The organism is Vibrio fortis (assembly GCF_024347475.1).
Classification (GTDB): domain Bacteria; phylum Pseudomonadota; class Gammaproteobacteria; order Enterobacterales; family Vibrionaceae; genus Vibrio; species Vibrio fortis.
The window spans coordinates 1631335-1647998 of record NZ_AP025488.1 but is presented as its reverse complement, the minus strand read 5'-3'; the positions used below and the strand labels follow the sequence as shown (position 1 = coordinate 1647998).

Below are 16664 nucleotides of genomic sequence, written 5' to 3'. Positions count from 1 at the left end.
CAGTCATATTGACCTAGGTGTGTTTATTTTTAGTGGGATTTTGTAGTCATAAATACGCACCATTATTATGGATATAACTATTTTCATATATAAAACAATAACTTAAAAGTTGGCACGGAAGGTGCTCTAGGGTGTAGGAAAAATAAATCATTGTGAGCCAAGAACTTACAACAAACGACTATTACTGGAGCCCAATATGTTCTGTATTCAATGTGAACAAACTATTCAAACACCGACAGTTAAAGGCTGCTCATTTGCACAAGGTATGTGTGGTAAAACTTCTGAAGTTTCTGATCTGCAAGATGTGTTGGTGTACTCACTGCAAGGGGTTTCTTTTTGGGCCAATCTAGGCCGCGCTTGCAACGTTATTGACACGGAAATCGATGAGTGGGCACCACGAGCATTTTTCGCGACATTAACGAATGTTAACTTCGACCCTGAGCGTATCATCGAATTTGCTCAACAGTCACACGAGTACAAGCAGCGTTTAGAGCAGCAAGTTCGTGCTGCTGCACTGCTCGTTGGTTTTGAAATTCCTGCATTGTCTCCAGCTGCTCAGTTCGATCTTCCTACGGATAGCAGTCAGTTACTGGCTCTTGCACCACAAGCAGCGGTTAACCGTGGCCATGACTCGCAACACGAAGACGTGATTGGCCTACGCCTACTGTGCCTATACGGCTTGAAAGGTGCTGCAGCATACATGGAACACGCACGTGTACTTGGTCAAACTGACCAAGACATCCACGCTGAATACCACCAAATCATGGCGTTCTTAGGTACTGATCCAACAGATCTAAAACAGCTGCTTGATACATCAATGCAGATTGGTCTGATGAACTACAAAGTAATGGAGATGTTGGACAAAGGCGAAACCGATACTTTTGGTCACCCACAGCCAACAGCTGTGAACGTTAAAACTAAGAAAGGTCACTGTATCCTTGTTTCTGGTCACGACCTACATGACTTAGAAAAAATCCTGCAACAGACGGAAGGCAAGGGTATCAATGTTTACACCAATGGTGAGATGCTTCCAGCTCACGGTTACCCAGAACTAAGCAAGTACCCACACTTAGCAGGTAACTACGGTAGCGCATGGCAGAACCAACAAAAAGAGTTCGCTAACTTCCCAGGCGCGATTGTGATGACCTCTAACTGTCTACTTAACCCAGATGTTGGCGCGTACGCAGATCGTCTATTCACACGTAGCATTGTAGGTTGGCCAGGTGTTGCTCACCTTGAAGGCGATGACTTCAGCGCAGTTATTGATTGTGCATTAGCGCAAGAGGGCTTCAAACACGACGAGATCGAACAGATGATCACGGTTGGTTTTGGGCGCAATGCGCTTATGGAAGCGGCTCCGGCTGTTGTTGAGCAAGTAAAAGAAGGCAACATCAAACACTTCTTCCTAGTGGGTGGTTGTGATGGTGATAAAGCTGAGCGTAGCTACTACACCGACTTTACGGCTCAAGCGCCTGACGATTCAGTTATCCTAACTCTTGCTTGTGGTAAGTTCCGTTTCAACAAGAACCAGTTTGGTGACATTAACGGCATCCCACGTCTTCTAGATGTTGGCCAATGTAATGACGCTTACTCTGCGATTCAACTTGCACTTGCACTGTCGCAAGAGTTTGATTGCGGCATTAATGAGCTTCCACTGACACTAGTACTCTCTTGGTTTGAGCAGAAAGCGATTGTCATCCTACTGACTCTGTTTGCACTGGGTGTTAAAGGGATTTACACAGGCCCAACCGCACCTGCGTTCTTAACCGAGAACCTACTGAAGATCATTCAAGATGAGTTCGACATGCGTGCTATTTCTACACCTGAACAAGATCTTAAAACAATCCTAGCGGCTTAATCTCGCTAACCAAGCCTCGAGCCTAATTGAGAGATTCTATTTGTGGCCCGAGGCTTTTGTCGTTCATCCCAAATTATAAAAGTGAGTATAACTATGTACGCTTGGTCTGATAGCGATTCAATCTCTTTGGTTTGTCTTAAAAAGTGGCATGAAACGCCGGATACGGTTAGCTTTGAATTGGGCTCTATTCCACAAGATCTCCACTTCAACTTCAAGCCGGGTCAATTTATTACGCTTGGTTTGAATATGCCACAGAAAATGGACTATCGAGCTTACTCCATTGCCTCAGATACGGATGATAACCGCTTAAAATTGACGGTAAAACGTGTCGAGGGCGGGTTAGTCTCAAACTTCATTGTCGATGAACTAGACGAAGGGGATGAAGTAACGGTACTCAAACCGGCGGGTGAATTTAATTGTATTGATTGTAAACCAAGTGCGACAAACAAAGTGACTTTAGTGAGTGCTGGCTGTGGCATTACGCCAGTGATTTCAATGGTTAAGTATTGGTTGAAGCACGATCCCGCGATTGAAATTGACTTCATCCATCAGGCTCGCAGCAAGCATGAAACCATCTACTTTGAAGAGCTCAGTCAGTTAGATGACATGCATCCGAACTTTAACTTAAAACTATTACTGAAAGATAACCAAGGCACAACCGCGCCTCAAGGACGTTTAGATAAGAGTTGGTTGGTTCGCCTGTCTCCTGACATTCTAGAAAGAACCGTGTATCTATGTGGGCCAGTTGGCTTCATGGAAGACGTAGAAGGTTACTTGACTGAGCTTGAATTCAACATGGCTAACTTCTACCAAGAAAGCTTTACGCCAATCTCGAAACTGGAGTCTACGGACGAAACAGAAGTTGGGTCGCAAGGTGGGTCAGTTGAAGTGTTCGTCCCTGCGTTTGGTGCGAAAGTTGAAGCTGATTTAGGAACGCCACTAGCAGATTCATTAGAGAAGGCGGGTGTGCCGATCATCATTGCGTGCCGCAGTGGTATTTGTGGCTCTTGTAAATGCAAAGTCACGAAGGGCAGTGTTACTTCGAGCAGCCAAGAAACGCTTACCCCAGAAGAGATTGAACAAGGCTATGTATTGGCATGTTCAAGCACTATTGAGAGTGAGCTAGAAGTCGAACTCGGGTAGTTCGGCATATTAGATGTTTTAGTGATGTTAGTATCTGAATCACTGAGATGAAAAAGGCCACTTAGTTCGGTTAGAGAGAGCAGAACCAAGTGGCAACCTTCCAAGAATTGACCGTAAAGTACTCGATGAAAGGGGGGTAGCGAAGCTCATACGAACTTCGCCTATATGATTATTATGTTGTGGAGCTTTTTATACCTAGAGGATTAAACCGCTGGGTAAGTTTTGTAGCGTACGCCCATCATCTGTTCCATACAGTGAACCACTTGGCAGCTGTATCCGAACTCATTGTCGTACCAGATATAAAGTACAGCACGGTTGTCTTGTGCAATTGTTGCAACACCATCGACAACGCCTGGGTGACGAGAACCGACTAAGTCAGTTGATACCACTTCCGTTGAATCTGTGTAGTCGATTTGTGCTGAAAGTGGAGAAGATAGCGCCATTTCACGTAGGTACGTGTTTAGCTCTTCTTTCGTTGTACCTGTTTCTAGGTTTAGGTTAGCAACTGCCATTGACACGTTTGGTGTCGGTACGCGAATTGCGTTACCAGTTAGCTTACCAGCCATCTCAGGCATCGCCTTCGCTACCGCTTTCGCTGCACCTGTTGAAGTCAGAACCATGTTCAGTGAAGCTGCACGGCCACGACGATCGCCTGAGTGGAAGTTATCAATCAGGTTTTGGTCGTTTGTGAACGAGTGAACTGTCTCAATGTGACCCGATGTTACGCCAAACTTGTCGTGTACAGCTTTCAATACCGGAGTGATTGCGTTTGTCGTACAGCTTGCTGCTGAGATGATCGTATCTTCTGGTTTGATAACGTCTTCGTTCACACCAAATACAACGTTCTTGATGTCGCCTTTACCTGGAGCAGTAAGAAGTACTTTGCTTGCACCGTTACACGCAACGTGCTGGCCTAGGCCTTCTGCGTCACGCCACACACCTGTGTTATCAACAACCAGAGCGTTATCAATACCGTAAGCCGTGTAATCAACATCTTCTGGCTTGTTCGCGTAGATAACTTGAATGAAGTTACCGTTAACAATGATTGCTTTGCGCTCACTATCGATAACGATGCTGCCGTTGAATTGGCCATGTACTGAGTCACGGCGCAGTAGGCTAGCACGCTTCTCTAGATCACCATCTTTACCACCACGAACCACGATAGCACGTAGACGAAGTGGGTAACCTGGGCCACTTTTCTCAACAAGGATACGAGTCAGTAGTCGACCGATACGACCGAAACCGTACAACACAACATCACGAGGCTTAGTCATCGCTTCGCCTTCTAGTGACTCAACTAGAGCCGTTTGAAGGAAGTCATCCATCGCAGCAACATCATCGTGGTTTTCCCAGTATTGATGCGCTAGGCGACCTACATCAACGCGGCAAGGAGATAAGCGCATCGAGAGTAGGTGTTGGATAATTGGTTGTGTTTGTGAAGGGGTAAGCGGGGAGCCTGTGTAGTGCTTTGAAAGTCGGTGAGCTTTGATGATGTCAATAGTCGTTGCGTTAACTAGAGTCTTTCCGAAGAGAATGACTTCAACGCCTTTTTGACGGTATAGCTGACCAAGAGTTGGGGCGATAGATTCAGCAATAGTTTGACTAGTTTGCCAGTCTAGGAGGTGCTTTTCAGGGCTCATCTTTACTTGGGACCTTTCACGTTAAGTTTTGCAGGCTTGGCGAGTGTAGGGTGCTTACCTGCTTGGGGGATAAACCGTTGTGCTGTGATCTTAAATTGTCACTTTTATTGGCACGAATTAGGCTTGTATTTAAGTTGTAATTTTTATGTGGCGGGATTGTAAGGTAAGGCTTGTTATTCTGCTAGTAAAATTAAATCCAGCTATATTGGCTGATTTAGCTAGAATTTTTGGTTATAACGTCGAGTTTTGTGATATGCAACACTATTGACTTTATCAATTTGTAGCACTTATTTTTTGTCGAAAAATACTTAGATCAAAAAGAGAATGCAAACGGTTGCTTTTTGGGATTTTAAAGTGTGATCAAAATACTCAAATAAATGGAATGAGTTAACAATGTGGTGGAAATGTGTCCACCTAAGTCTATAGCTCGCTCAAATTAGCCTATTGCGAGGAATTCTTAAGGATTTAACACGAAAAATATTCGACTTATTTACTAGATAAGTCCGCTTGTGACGCTTTATTTACTGTCAAATCGGATACTAACAAGATTCACAATAGCAACAATGGCGATGAGTAATTGCGATTTAGTCTATGGATTTGTGGTGACTTATAGATTGTTTGTATGGAATTGTTCGGTACAAGTTGCATATTTGATCAATTAAACGCCGTGAGTGTCCTATTATTAAAATTAGACTGGTGACATTGCTTTCAAGGAAGGGAGTGATTTAGCGGAAATGATAAATATATCAATTAGGTGGCGGTTGATTTTGCTGTCCTCTATCTCGATTCTCTTTATGCTCGGTTTTACGATAAATGAGGCGTTAAAGAATAGAGAGCAGGTAACGAACTTAGAAGCGACTCGAGTCAGGGTTGAGGCGCTTCAAGCCTTTAGTGCGTTGTCTGGCGATATATATCGTTTACTCAGGCTACCAAACTCCTCCCCAATCCGAGAAAGTGCTTACACCTCTGCGAACAAAGAATTTGATCTTATTCTCCAGTACAACAAGCAATTAGAAGGGCTTTCTGCTCAATGGGATATCGCCAATTCACTTCGAGATTTTAATCAAGTATTGATCGAGCTCCAACAACCGTCGCCCGCACAAAGGCCGTATCTTGGCGTATTAGCATTTGATGTATTGCAGGAGATACTGGTTGAGCTGAATGATGTCGATATATTTCTTGCGGATGACAGTATCAAGATAGAAGGGAAGATCTTTAGTGATCTCAATAACTTTGTGTTTTGGACGCAGAAAGAAGCGTGGGTTGGTTACAAGCTTTACCTTTATCCGGAGTTGAGAGAAGACAGCCTTGATCATTATCTCAGTACTATTCATCGACAATCCCAATATCTCAATGCCTTTATCCGAAACAGTGATTCTTCTATACGACTCCGACAGCTCATTGATGTGTTTGCTAGTAAGGAGTATCAAGAGAGTATTGATTTCAGAGAGCGGATATTTAAGAGGCAATTTGATTCACAGGAGATCAAACATTACGTCTCTGGCTTAGAACAAAGGCATGTTGTTACGTTGCAAGTGGTGGATAGCTACACCGCAGAGCTTCAAGGGCAACTTGCTGCGCGGATTGAAGAGCAAAAGATCCGCACCACACTGACGACGATGTTTGTTATTACTTTGGCGTCGTTGGTATTTTGGCTGACGTCAACGACGTCGCTACGTCTGAATCGAAATCTCTCTTACATTCTTGATGGTATGTCGGACCAAAATCGTGGCACAGGGGAGCATAAGCCCATTGAAACAGAAGGACATGATGAGCTGACTCAATTTGCGGACAAGGTCAACGAGATCATGAGCGACAATCAACAACACTACCGGGATTTGATTGAAGCAAAAGAGGATGCTATCTCAGCTAACCGTGCCAAAAGTGCCTTTTTAGCGAATATGTCTCATGAGATTCGAACCCCGCTCAATGGCATTATCGGCATGGCTGAGATCCTCTCGCAGAGTCAATTGAATGCAAACCAGCAAGAAGTTTTGTCTGATATTGAATCCTCTTCGCATACTCTGCTTGTGTTGCTCAACGATATTCTCGATTTGTCGAAGATTGAATCAGGTAATTTGTTGCTCTCCCCTCAAGCGGCTGATCTACGTGAAGTGGTGTATGACTCTGTTAGTGTTATTTTGTCTAAAGCGATCAGTAAGAATGTCGAGTTGAATATCAACATAGACGCGAATACACCGCACCAGTTGTTATTTGATGAACACCGGTTACGTCAGGTAATGACCAATTTGTTGTCAAATGCGATCAAATTTACCGACTCAGGTGCGATCAGCACGACGGTAACCTATACACCCAGTTCAGAAACAAGAGGCATGGTGGAGTGCCAAGTTGCAGATACGGGGATTGGTATAGAAGAGAGTAAGCTCGACTCTATATTTGAGCCATTTACTCAAGAAGATGGCAGTATCACGCGCCAATTTGGTGGTACGGGGTTGGGTTTGGCAATCTGTCGTCAGTTGATTGACCTTATGGATGGCCGAATTGCGGCGATGTCAGTAAAAGGCGAAGGCTCAAAGTTCATCTTCAGTTTTTATGTTGATACTGTAGAAAGTAAGCCGAAAACATTCGATAACTTGAAAACGGCACTCATTGTTTCTAATAGCTTTAACTATGTAGCGCAATTAAGCCGAGAGTGTGAACGTTTTGGAATTCAGTCTGAAGTGGTTCCGTCGATTAATGACATCTCGAACTCACAGCTAGATTGTGATGTTCTGCTCTATTGCCATACGTTGCATCAACAAATGGATCGCGACCTTGCTGCATTGAAACAGCGCTATCCAATTTCTAAGGTGATTGTTTGTCAGCATCACTTGTTTAAAACCAATCAAATTACCGAGTCAGTGCATTCGACACACACAGTCCCATTTTTAGGAAAGCGTTTTTCAAACAGTCTACTCGCGCTAGACAGTGGTGTTAGTCAAGCCGCGGATAAGCCGACGAAATCGGAAGATGTCCATGAACTCAATCGAAGAATACTGATCGTTGAAGATAATTTAATGAATCAGAAAATTGCGAGCTTCTTTTTGGAAAAAGCGGGCTATGAGTACATCATCACCAGTAATGGGCAGGAAGCCGTCGATGTCGTAACTCAGGGCGAGCAATTTGACGCGATACTCATGGATTGTATGATGCCAGTCATGGATGGTATTACCGCGACCCAGGCAATTCGAGCATGGGAGAAAGAGCAAGGTATCGCACCGCTACCAATCATCGCATTAACTGCTAGCGTGCTTGACGAAGACATCAAGGACTGTTTTGAAGCAGGTATGAATGCTTATCTTCCCAAGCCATACAAATCTCACCAGTTGTACGAGCTTTTTGATAGCTTGGGAATCGTCTAACCAAGTGGCGATCACCGTCAAGTTAAAACACAGAATCATTGATCAGTTGGAAAGGACAATTAACGCACTTCCATTCCAAGGTTATACTGTGCAAGACAGCGACCGACATAACTTACCTTTAAAAGTGCAGCAATCACGATGGTTCCGATATGAGCCGCTATTTGAGCCGCGAGGGAGAAGCTGTCAGCAAGAGGGTAGGCGATAATGATACTTACGAGCATTAGTAGTGTAGTGATGATTAGCCCAGCATTGGAAACAGAAAGAAGTGTTTTAAAAGTTGTTTGAGTTGGTTTCATGATGCGTCCTCATAATCTTGATTTATTATGAGTAGAGCAAAACTCGTTCCAATTATTTTATATCTTTTTAATCAATAATTTATAATTATTGCCCTCATTAATGAAGTCATAATGACATAGTGGGTATTTGTGTCATTATGACTTTGATGCGTCCTTACCACTGCCTAAAGCCACATGTATCGATATGAAATCGTACGCCATCATAAAGGCCCAATCCGACGTTATGTTCCTTCCCATTTTTAGCGTGGATTTGTTTTAATTTTACATGTAACTCTTCGCGTGAAATATCTTCTGATGGCACTAAGTCCAATGCACAAAACTCTAGGTGCTTACTGCGAGGAGCCCCTCCCGCTTGTTGGTTATAGTTACTGGTTCGCTCCCCTGATACCGGAATAACAACGCCAATTTCTGGCTCGATAAAAGTCTGGATGAACGTAAGCGTTTTGATCATTTTGGGCATATGTTGAACATTGGGTAAGCTAAAGAGTGTGGTGTCGCTGAGTACCCAGTCTGTACCTTGGAGTAAGATCAGGTGCAAAGGCATGGTTTCTTTGATGCCTGCATCTCTGAGTTGCTGTCCGATGTTAGCGACTTTTTTCTCTGCGTTATTGAGTAGAACCCAGCCTTGGAAAGCGGCTCTGGTTGGAACCTTATAGCCTCTGACATCAACAACAAGGTCGTCGTAGCTAATCTCTCGCTCTGTAGTGTAGAGTTTTTCTAGTTCATCGGTGTGGGGTTCAGTAGTAGATAAGAGGGCGGCAATCAACAAAGTGGTATACATAGAATGACTCCAACAGTGGCAGTCATTTGAGTATAGTCGCTAAATTTAGAGGTAAAAAAACCCACTTAACAAAGTGGGCTAATATCATTCGTTGGACTTCGAGGGCTTATTTTTTGCCTTGAGTTTGCTTGTCTTCTTCCGTTAGTTCACGGATGCGGCGGCTGATGTCGCGACGAGCTTTAGAGATTTCAGCACTCTTGATGATGTGGTCATCAACACGGTCTTCATAGTCCGCTTTCATATTTTTGATGATGCCTAGGATTTCATCGTGAGACATTTCTGGCTTAATGTAGTCCAGTAGGTTGTCTAGAAGATCAACACGTTTGCGGTTATCACGAACTTTCTTTTCGTTGTCTAGAAGCTCACGCTTAAGCTTATTCTTACGACGTGCTTGGTTAACAATTTCAAATACGCTACTCATAGATTCCTTTTCCTAATCGTCATATACGTTATCTGATTCTGATTAAAGCACATCGAATGCGGTTGTAACAGTCTTTAGATCAAAGCAAAAGTAAGGTTGTTTAATTATTCATCACTCTGTTACTCAGCTGATTGTTTTTCTCGGACAGTTCACGATAGTATCTTGCTTAGAGGCAAGCATTATATGAAATGTGAGATGAACCAATCAGAACCAAATAACGAGGAATCGAAAGCGATCTCTCAAGAAGCTTGCAACGAGCAAGACAAGCTTCGAACTGCTTATGTAAAAGAACGCACCAACTTAGAAGTGGTGGAAATTGAGTTAAATCGTTCTAAGATCATGGTGATTGATGAACAAGGCCGAAAAAGAAGAGTCCCTATTCTGTCTGAGCACTAATCCGTTGGGTTAGCCTTGAATGTGTTTTAGACGGAATTGAAAATAATAAAAAAGGAAAAAGAATGAACACGCAACTTTCCGCAATAGAAGCTCGTATTATTGGTTGTTTAATAGAGAAAGAGGTGACGACCCCTGATCACTATCCTCTTACTCTCAATAGCTTAACAACCGCGTGTAACCAGAAGAGCAACCGTGAGCCTGTTTTATCTCTTTCTGAGTCAGACGTGCTTGATGCTGTTGATGGCCTGATTTCCCGTCGCTTAGTGAGTGACGAAAGTGGCTTTAATAGCCGTGTGAGTAAGTACCAACACCGTTTCTGCAACACCGAGTTTGGTGATCTGCAGTTTACAGAACAAGAACGTGCGATTATCTGCTGCATGTTATTGCGCGGTGCACAAACACCAGGCGAATTAAGAACACGCACTGGGCGTTTGGCTAACTTCACAGACGTAAAAGAGGTGGAAGCGGTTTTAGACAAATTAGCGGCTCGTGAAGAGGGTGCTCTTGTTGTTAAGCTACCTAGAGAAGCGGGTAAACGTGAATCTCGTTATCAGCACCTGCTGAGTGGTGAAGTTGACGTGGAAGCATTGGCATCTGCAGCGCCAGCAATGGCATCTGGTTCTGGTAATGAACGCGTAGAAGCTTTAGAAGCAGAAGTTGAAAATCTAAAGAAAGAGTTAGCAGAACTAAAAGTTCTGGTTGAATCTCTTATTTAGATGACAGACAAGAAATTAGATGCGGATTGGGTGGTATACCTGATCCGCACTCGTCACAACGCCCTGTACTGTGGCATCACCAATAATCTGTCTCGACGATTCGAGCAGCATGAGCAAGGTAAAGGAGCGAAAGCTCTCAAGGGTAAAGGCCCTTTATCACTTGAATGGAGCCACAACGCAGGCTCGAAAAGCCATGCACTGAGAATTGAGTACTCCATAAAACAACTCTCTAAACCGCGTAAAGAATGTCTGGTTACAAAGCAACTGTGCGTCGATATTCAAGATGAGAAAATTGTTTATTTTGAACCAGTGTTCAAGTCTTAGCTATTTCTCTTTGACACTGACTTTATTCTCTCTTTATTACTTGGCTGAATGTGATTTTGGCTGATTCTTAAGTCCCTGTATTAATTTAAAACCAAGTTCATAATTTTTAATAGGAATGATGTTCTAATTATTGTTTGAGCCTATCATTTTTCACGGTTGTCCTACATAATGTATTAAAAGTCATACAACGATATGACATCAGGCTAGGTAAAAAATGAGCCAAAGTAGCTCATAAAAAATGAGAAAATAATGAAACGTTCACTTATGTTGCTTGGGGCTTCGCTATTGTCAGGGCCAGCCCTTTCCCACGGTACGCATGTGCTTAATGGCTATTGGGAATACCAAGAGTTTTTGGATAAGTTCCCAGCGCAAAAAGCGCTGACTGAACATATGAACCAAGCCGTTCAAAAACACCCTGTTCCTTTGCAAGTCAAACAACAAGAACCTATCACTATATCGGTCGTATATCCTGGCCAGCAGATCTCAGATTACTGGGTGAGGAATATTCAAGCATTTGAAAAGCGTTTGGATAAACTCAGAATTAATTATCAAATAAATCAGGTCTTTACTCGTGTCAACGCCGATTTGGCTCAGCAAAGTATTTCTCTTCAAGAAGCGATAGAAAACAAAACGGATTATCTAATTTTCACGCTCGACACAACGCGCCATCGCAAATTTATTGAACACGTTCTGAGCTCAACTAATACCAAGCTGATTCTACAAAACATCACAACACCAGTTCGAGCTTGGGAAGAGCGACAGCCATTTATGTACGTGGGTTTTGATCATGCAACAGGCAGTTTGAAGCTTGCTGACTACTTCAAAACGCATTCAGGAGAAGAGAGCGAGTACTCAGTACTTTATCGCTCAGAAGGCTACATCAGTGATGCCCGTGGCGATACCTTTATCCATGAAATGAGTGAAGAGACCAACTTTAAACTAAAGTCTTCTTTTTATACTAAGTCTGATAAAGAGAGTGGCTATAAAGCCGCTAAGATCAGCATTGCTCGCAATCAAGATCTCGATTTCATCTACGCATGCGCCACTGATGTCGCGCTAGGCGCTGCTGAGGCCATCCGTGAATCGGGTTTAGATATCAAACTCAATGGTTGGGGTGGTGGTTCCGCTGAATTAGAAGCGTTGGCTCGTGGTGAGCTAGATGTTACTGTGATGCGAATGAATGATGACACGGGTATAGCGATGGCAGAAGCCATTAAATGGGACTTAGAAGGCTATGCTGTACCAACAGTTTACTCTGGAGACTTCGAGGTTGTGACCAAAGAAGACAGCCCAGAACGTATAGAAGCACTAAAACAACGAGCCTTTAGATACTCAGGAAAATAATGAAGAAAAGCTACGCTACCACGCCACGTAATACACTCGCGAAACTCATCACCCGAATTATTATTCTGGTGATTGGCGTGATGGCAATTGGTGTGTTGATTCATAACTATGAAACCAGCAGTAGCATCGTAAAGCAAGAAACCAAGCGAACGGTCCAGCAAACGTCCAGTTTGATACAAAACATGTTTGATTACCGTTTATCGGTACTACAAATCCATCAAGATAGCAGCTCTCACAGCACCATGCTCAAGGAGTATTTCGCCAATGGGGATAGAGAAGAACTCAGCTATTTCTTCTTTGGCGTTGATCAGCGAGAACCCAACCATGCACCCGATATGCGCTTTGTTACAACGCATGATGGCGTCTCTTGGGATGACGGCAATGGTCAGTTTTATGGCTTTGATGAGAGCAGTTTGGAGTATATCTCTTCTCAGGTTGCGTTCAGTAGTAACTGGCACTTTCTTGAGCTGGATACGGAAATTGGTAAACGCCATCTGCTTGCACGCAAAACCCCTATCGTGGATAACAAGACGGGTGAGGTGCTGGGGCAGCTCTATATCACCATTGTTTTAGACAATAACTTCTCTCTTGCAGAGTCCATTCAGCAAGGTAGTAACTGCGAGAATATTGTCATTGAAGCGCATGGCGATCCCGTCACATCAACCTTCAGTGGGGATGAACCATACTCTCTCAAAGATGTTCTCTCTTACCGAGTACATGAACAGCTTCCTGAACATTTCGTCACGATTGCAAGAATCAAGATAAACGCAGTGGATACACCACTAACGATTCGTGCAGTCCAGAAGAACAGTAACTTTATCGCGCTCGAAGAGAACTATGAGCGTGCTATCGCGGCTGTAATTATCGTTCTGATCGCCATGTCTTTCTTCGCAAGAGGTTGGATACATAAGCGTGTGTCTAAAGAGCTAAATAAACTGATGGAATTTACTCGTTCTGCGAGTGATAACCACGAAGTCCATAAGTTTGATGGTTCGAACATTTATGAGTTTCACCACATTGGCTGCACGTTAGAAGACACCTTTGAGCGACTAGCAGAACAGAGACAAAAATTCCAAGACTTGTTTAACTTTGCACACTCCCCGATTTTGGTTTGGTCTGAAAGTGGCACTTTGATTCAGATGAACCCAGCCGCTCGTATGGCGATGTTCGCGGATGATGACTTTAAAGGCGTCTTAGCTCAAGAGTTTGAGAAAAAGATGCAGCCGAATGTGTTGATGGTTTTAAACGGCGCAAAGTTAACGGGTATCAATGTTCCGATTGGCGATAAAGTATTTCGTTGGAACATGTCGGCGATACGTGTTGAGCATGGCATTACTGGCGTAGTTGTTCAGGGGCAAGATATCACTAAGCTGGTGGAAGCGGAGCGTCAAGCAGATCGCGCTCGTGAAGAAGCGGAGCACCTTGCAAATGTTCGTGCGGATTTCCTCGCTAAAATGAGCCACGAAATTCGAACACCGTTAAATGGCATTTTGGGTGTGTCTCAGCTATTGAAACGCTCTGTGACAAGTGAAGGTAATAGAGAGAAAGTGGATGTTTTGTGTAACAGTGCCGAACACCTACTTGCAGTGCTCAATGATATTCTGGACTTTTCTAAAATCGAACAGGGTCAGTTTAATATCCAAAAGAAAGAATTCCGACTTTCAGAGCTCATCAATACCTTGGATAGTATCTATAGACCACTTTGTATCGAGAAATCGATCAGCTTTGATATTGAAAGCCGACTACCAGAGGAGCTGGAGATCTACACGGATCAAGTTCGTCTAAATCAGATCATGTTTAACCTCTTGAGTAATGCATTGAAATTCACTCATTCGGGAGGTGTGTTCGTTTCATTTGATTTAGAAACCACGATTAACACTAACCGAGCGGGTTTAATCATCAAGGTTAAGGACAGTGGTATTGGTATTGAACCTGAGAAACTAGACGCTGTATTTGAACCTTTTGTTCAAGCTGAGGAAACCACGACGCGTGAATACGGTGGTACGGGGCTTGGGTTAGCAATCGTTAAGAATTTAGTCGATATGCTTGAAGGCGATATTAGAGTAAGAAGTCGTAAGGATGCTGGGTCTGAATTCGTTATCGATATTCCAGTAACCTATCGAACTGAGCCAATTACAGGCCCTAAGTTGGATGAGTCTACAGCGCCACGAGATTTGTTTGATAAATCACTGAAGGTGCTATTGGTCGAAGATAATCATACCAACGCCTTTATTGCGCAGGCATTTTGTAAGAAATATGGAATGTCGGTAACGTGGGCGAAAGATGGTTTAGAGGCCATGGCGTATGCTGAGCTTCAGCCCTATGACCTTATCTTAATGGACAATCAACTTCCGAATTTAGGTGGTGTAGAGACTACGATCAAATTGAGGGAAGAGCTTCACTTACAAACGCCGATCTATGCTTGCACGGCTGACGCACAAATCTCAACTCGAGATCGCTTTATGCAAGCCGGTGCGAATTATGTGATTGTGAAGCCGATAAAAGAAGAGTCTTTGCACCGTGCATTTATTCATTTCAAAGAGCATTATCAGCCAGTTAAGCGTCTCGTTGGCAATGAGTAAGGCCAATTAAAAGCAAAAAGGCGCATCATGCGCCTTTCTTAATTTTTGACTATTGTCATTACTACAATGTGTTAGAGGTTACCCGTGTTGAAAGCGAGCTCGAGCAGCAGTTTCTTTAATTCTTCATCTAAATCAAGATGTTCTGGGAATTGAATGCCAAGAAGCCAACCTTGACCGTGACGTTTCTTACTCACCACTTTATAGATTAAGTCGTCTGGCAGATGTTCATCTAATATTGAAGAGACTTTAATCTTCATGCCGATATCTATGTCTGATTGCTGAGACAAGAATACACCGCACCCAGAAATTGAAAAATCGATCAGTGTCGCGTCGAGCGTTAAGGTATCAAATGACACTTCACTGCTTAGATTTATCTTGTAGCGCTCATGTTCGCGAATCGGCTTGGTCGCGAAGTTCGAAGGTGGTCTGAGAAAAATTAGATGTGCTGGCTGAGTGATATGAGAGAGAACACTGGTCTTGAAAGCCACAATATGGCCTAACTCAGTGTCAGTGATCGCTCTAATGATAATATCAACGTTATTGAGCTTTCTGAGGGTTAGGGCCTCGGTCGATTTTTGAGATAACTCAAGCACCAGATATTGGTCCTCTTTATGACCAATATAGAGAGTACTCACTTGGATAGAATCTTGTGGGCCAAATTCAAGAACACCTGCTGTACGTGTTCCTGGTTTCAGATATCTAAACAATTCTTGGTTATTATCTTGTGGCATATTTCCATATAAGCAGTGTTGAACAAGTGTTGAAACAATATAACGCTCTGATCGTGTTATGTCATTAGTTTCATTATGTTAATTGATGAGATTTAGAGGTCAACAAATCACGTTTTATGGTCTGACGAGTAAACGAGCAAGTTTTTGAAAACAATGTTTATTTTATTATTCATGGGTGCTTTCCAGCCTTGCAGTCACGCTCAAACTCGATACACTGCTACAGAAAGAAATTAATGGAGAACAGAGAAATGGAACTATCAACTTTTTTGGCGAAACTAGACAGCGAGCCAGAAAGTATTCAGTTTGAAGATACCATGCAGGTGATCGAGAACGGCTATCTATTCACAGAGCGTGAGTTCGCAAACGGAGACGTTGTGAATCAAGCTGGGCAGAACAACGGTTCATGTAAAATCTTTGCGTTTGGCCAATTAGAAGGGCTATCGGAGCAGCAAACCCTGGCGTGTTTTGGTCAGTACTATCGTCATGATGTTTTAGAGTTTCCAGAAAACGATGATCACCAAAACATCCGTAACTTCATTAAACACGGTTGGCAGGGCGTTCGTTTCTCTGAACCAGCGCTGGCAAAAAAATAGTAAACTGCCATTCTATTGCGATAAACGACAAGCTATTGCGACAAACAACAAGAGGGCGCTTTCGGCCCTCTTGTCATATATAGACATTACGCTTGATACTATTCAATAGGCAGGGCAGATAAACACTTGCGACACATACACAAGCCTTGTTTAGGCACACCGCTAGTATCTCTCTTCTCTAACTCAAAACACCAACATGTCTCTTTACCTGCGCTTATATCACATTGTGCGGGTTGGTCGCACTGAGGACATTGGTGAGTTGCACCTTCTGACGAAAGGTTTTGCATCACTTGCTCTCTTTGCTCATCGGAAAGGCTTTTCCAGCCGATGATTTCATTCATTGTTCGATGGCAGCCGCCACAAATACCGCCATTATTTTTACAAGCTGCGATACAAGGTGTTTTCATTTTTCAATTCCTGAAGCATTTGCGTGGCAATGTAACATACTGAGCATAGATGTTAAGAATAGTTCTGTTT

At 43.2% G+C, this 16664-nt stretch carries 15 protein-coding genes; 9 read left to right on the top strand and 6 right to left on the bottom strand.

The features are described from left to right. Window positions 1-196: 196 nt before the first annotated feature. Window positions 197-1858, top strand: coding sequence for a hydroxylamine reductase (gene hcp / locus OCV50_RS21745; protein ID WP_261904664.1), 1662 nt, complete (start codon window positions 197-199; stop codon window positions 1856-1858). Between the two features lie 93 nt (window positions 1859-1951). Next, entirely contained in the window at window positions 1952-3001 is a 1050-nt protein-coding gene (locus OCV50_RS21740) for a hybrid-cluster NAD(P)-dependent oxidoreductase (RefSeq protein ID WP_261904663.1), read from the top strand. Window positions 3002-3204: 203 nt separating this feature from the next. Here the strand turns inward: OCV50_RS21740 and OCV50_RS21735 are convergent, their stop codons facing one another. Beyond that, window positions 3205-4641 carry a glyceraldehyde-3-phosphate dehydrogenase gene (locus OCV50_RS21735; protein ID WP_239840342.1) on the bottom strand — a complete coding sequence of 479 codons (1437 nt, stop codon included), beginning with the start codon at window positions 4639-4641 and terminating at the stop codon, window positions 3205-3207. Between the two features lie 794 nt (window positions 4642-5435). Here OCV50_RS21735 and OCV50_RS21730 point away from each other — a divergent pair. Continuing rightward, window positions 5436-8003, top strand: a complete 2568-nt coding sequence (locus tag OCV50_RS21730; RefSeq protein ID WP_261905251.1) for a hybrid sensor histidine kinase/response regulator — start codon at window positions 5436-5438, stop codon at window positions 8001-8003. A 59-nt stretch (window positions 8004-8062) separates the two neighbouring features. Here the strand turns inward: OCV50_RS21730 and OCV50_RS21725 are convergent, their stop codons facing one another. From OCV50_RS21725 to OCV50_RS21715, 3 genes are all read right to left on the bottom strand, one after another. Further along, complete coding sequence (locus tag OCV50_RS21725) at window positions 8063-8299, bottom strand: hypothetical protein (protein WP_261904662.1); 237 nt, start codon at window positions 8297-8299, stop codon at window positions 8063-8065. Between the two features lie 154 nt (window positions 8300-8453). Further along, the gene (locus OCV50_RS21720; RefSeq protein WP_261904661.1) at window positions 8454-9080 is read right to left on the bottom strand and encodes a D-Ala-D-Ala carboxypeptidase family metallohydrolase; all 627 of its coding nucleotides are present in this window, start codon (window positions 9078-9080) and stop codon (window positions 8454-8456) included. A gap of 106 nt (window positions 9081-9186) precedes the next feature. Further along, window positions 9187-9501 carry a DUF496 family protein gene (locus OCV50_RS21715; RefSeq protein ID WP_032550242.1) on the bottom strand — a complete coding sequence of 105 codons (315 nt, stop codon included), beginning with the start codon at window positions 9499-9501 and terminating at the stop codon, window positions 9187-9189. Window positions 9502-9696: 195 nt separating this feature from the next. Here OCV50_RS21715 and OCV50_RS21710 point away from each other — a divergent pair, with 195 nt between their 5' ends. From OCV50_RS21710 to luxQ, 5 genes are all read left to right on the top strand, one after another. Next, window positions 9697-9897 (top strand): hypothetical protein, encoded by a 201-nt coding sequence (locus OCV50_RS21710; protein ID WP_261904660.1) that lies wholly within the window; start codon window positions 9697-9699, stop codon window positions 9895-9897. A 62-nt stretch (window positions 9898-9959) separates the two neighbouring features. Then, window positions 9960-10613, top strand: coding sequence for a YceH family protein (locus tag OCV50_RS21705; RefSeq protein ID WP_261904659.1), 654 nt, complete (start codon window positions 9960-9962; stop codon window positions 10611-10613). Then, entirely contained in the window at window positions 10614-10937 is a 324-nt protein-coding gene (locus tag OCV50_RS21700) for a GIY-YIG nuclease family protein (RefSeq protein WP_239840337.1), read from the top strand. Between the two features lie 249 nt (window positions 10938-11186). Continuing rightward, a complete protein-coding gene (locus OCV50_RS21695; RefSeq protein ID WP_261904658.1) occupies window positions 11187-12281 on the top strand; it encodes an autoinducer 2-binding periplasmic protein LuxP in 1095 nt (364 codons plus the stop codon). Then, window positions 12281-14863 carry a quorum-sensing autoinducer 2 sensor kinase/phosphatase LuxQ gene (luxQ, locus tag OCV50_RS21690; protein WP_261904657.1) on the top strand — a complete coding sequence of 861 codons (2583 nt, stop codon included), beginning with the start codon at window positions 12281-12283 and terminating at the stop codon, window positions 14861-14863. Before OCV50_RS21695 ends, luxQ begins: the two co-directional genes overlap by 1 nt. 71 nt (window positions 14864-14934) lie before the next feature. Here luxQ and OCV50_RS21685 read toward each other — a convergent pair whose 3' ends face one another. Further along, window positions 14935-15594, bottom strand: coding sequence for a PilZ domain-containing protein (locus tag OCV50_RS21685; protein ID WP_261904656.1), 660 nt, complete (start codon window positions 15592-15594; stop codon window positions 14935-14937). Window positions 15595-15842: 248 nt separating this feature from the next. Here OCV50_RS21685 and OCV50_RS21680 point away from each other — a divergent pair, with 248 nt between their 5' ends. Further along, window positions 15843-16187 carry a HopJ type III effector protein gene (locus OCV50_RS21680; protein WP_239840333.1) on the top strand — a complete coding sequence of 115 codons (345 nt, stop codon included), beginning with the start codon at window positions 15843-15845 and terminating at the stop codon, window positions 16185-16187. A 98-nt stretch (window positions 16188-16285) separates the two neighbouring features. Here the strand turns inward: OCV50_RS21680 and OCV50_RS21675 are convergent, their stop codons facing one another. After that, on the bottom strand, window positions 16286-16594 hold the full coding sequence (locus OCV50_RS21675) for a DUF1289 domain-containing protein (RefSeq protein WP_261904655.1): 309 nt from the start codon (window positions 16592-16594) through the stop codon (window positions 16286-16288). Window positions 16595-16664: the final 70 nt, after the last annotated feature.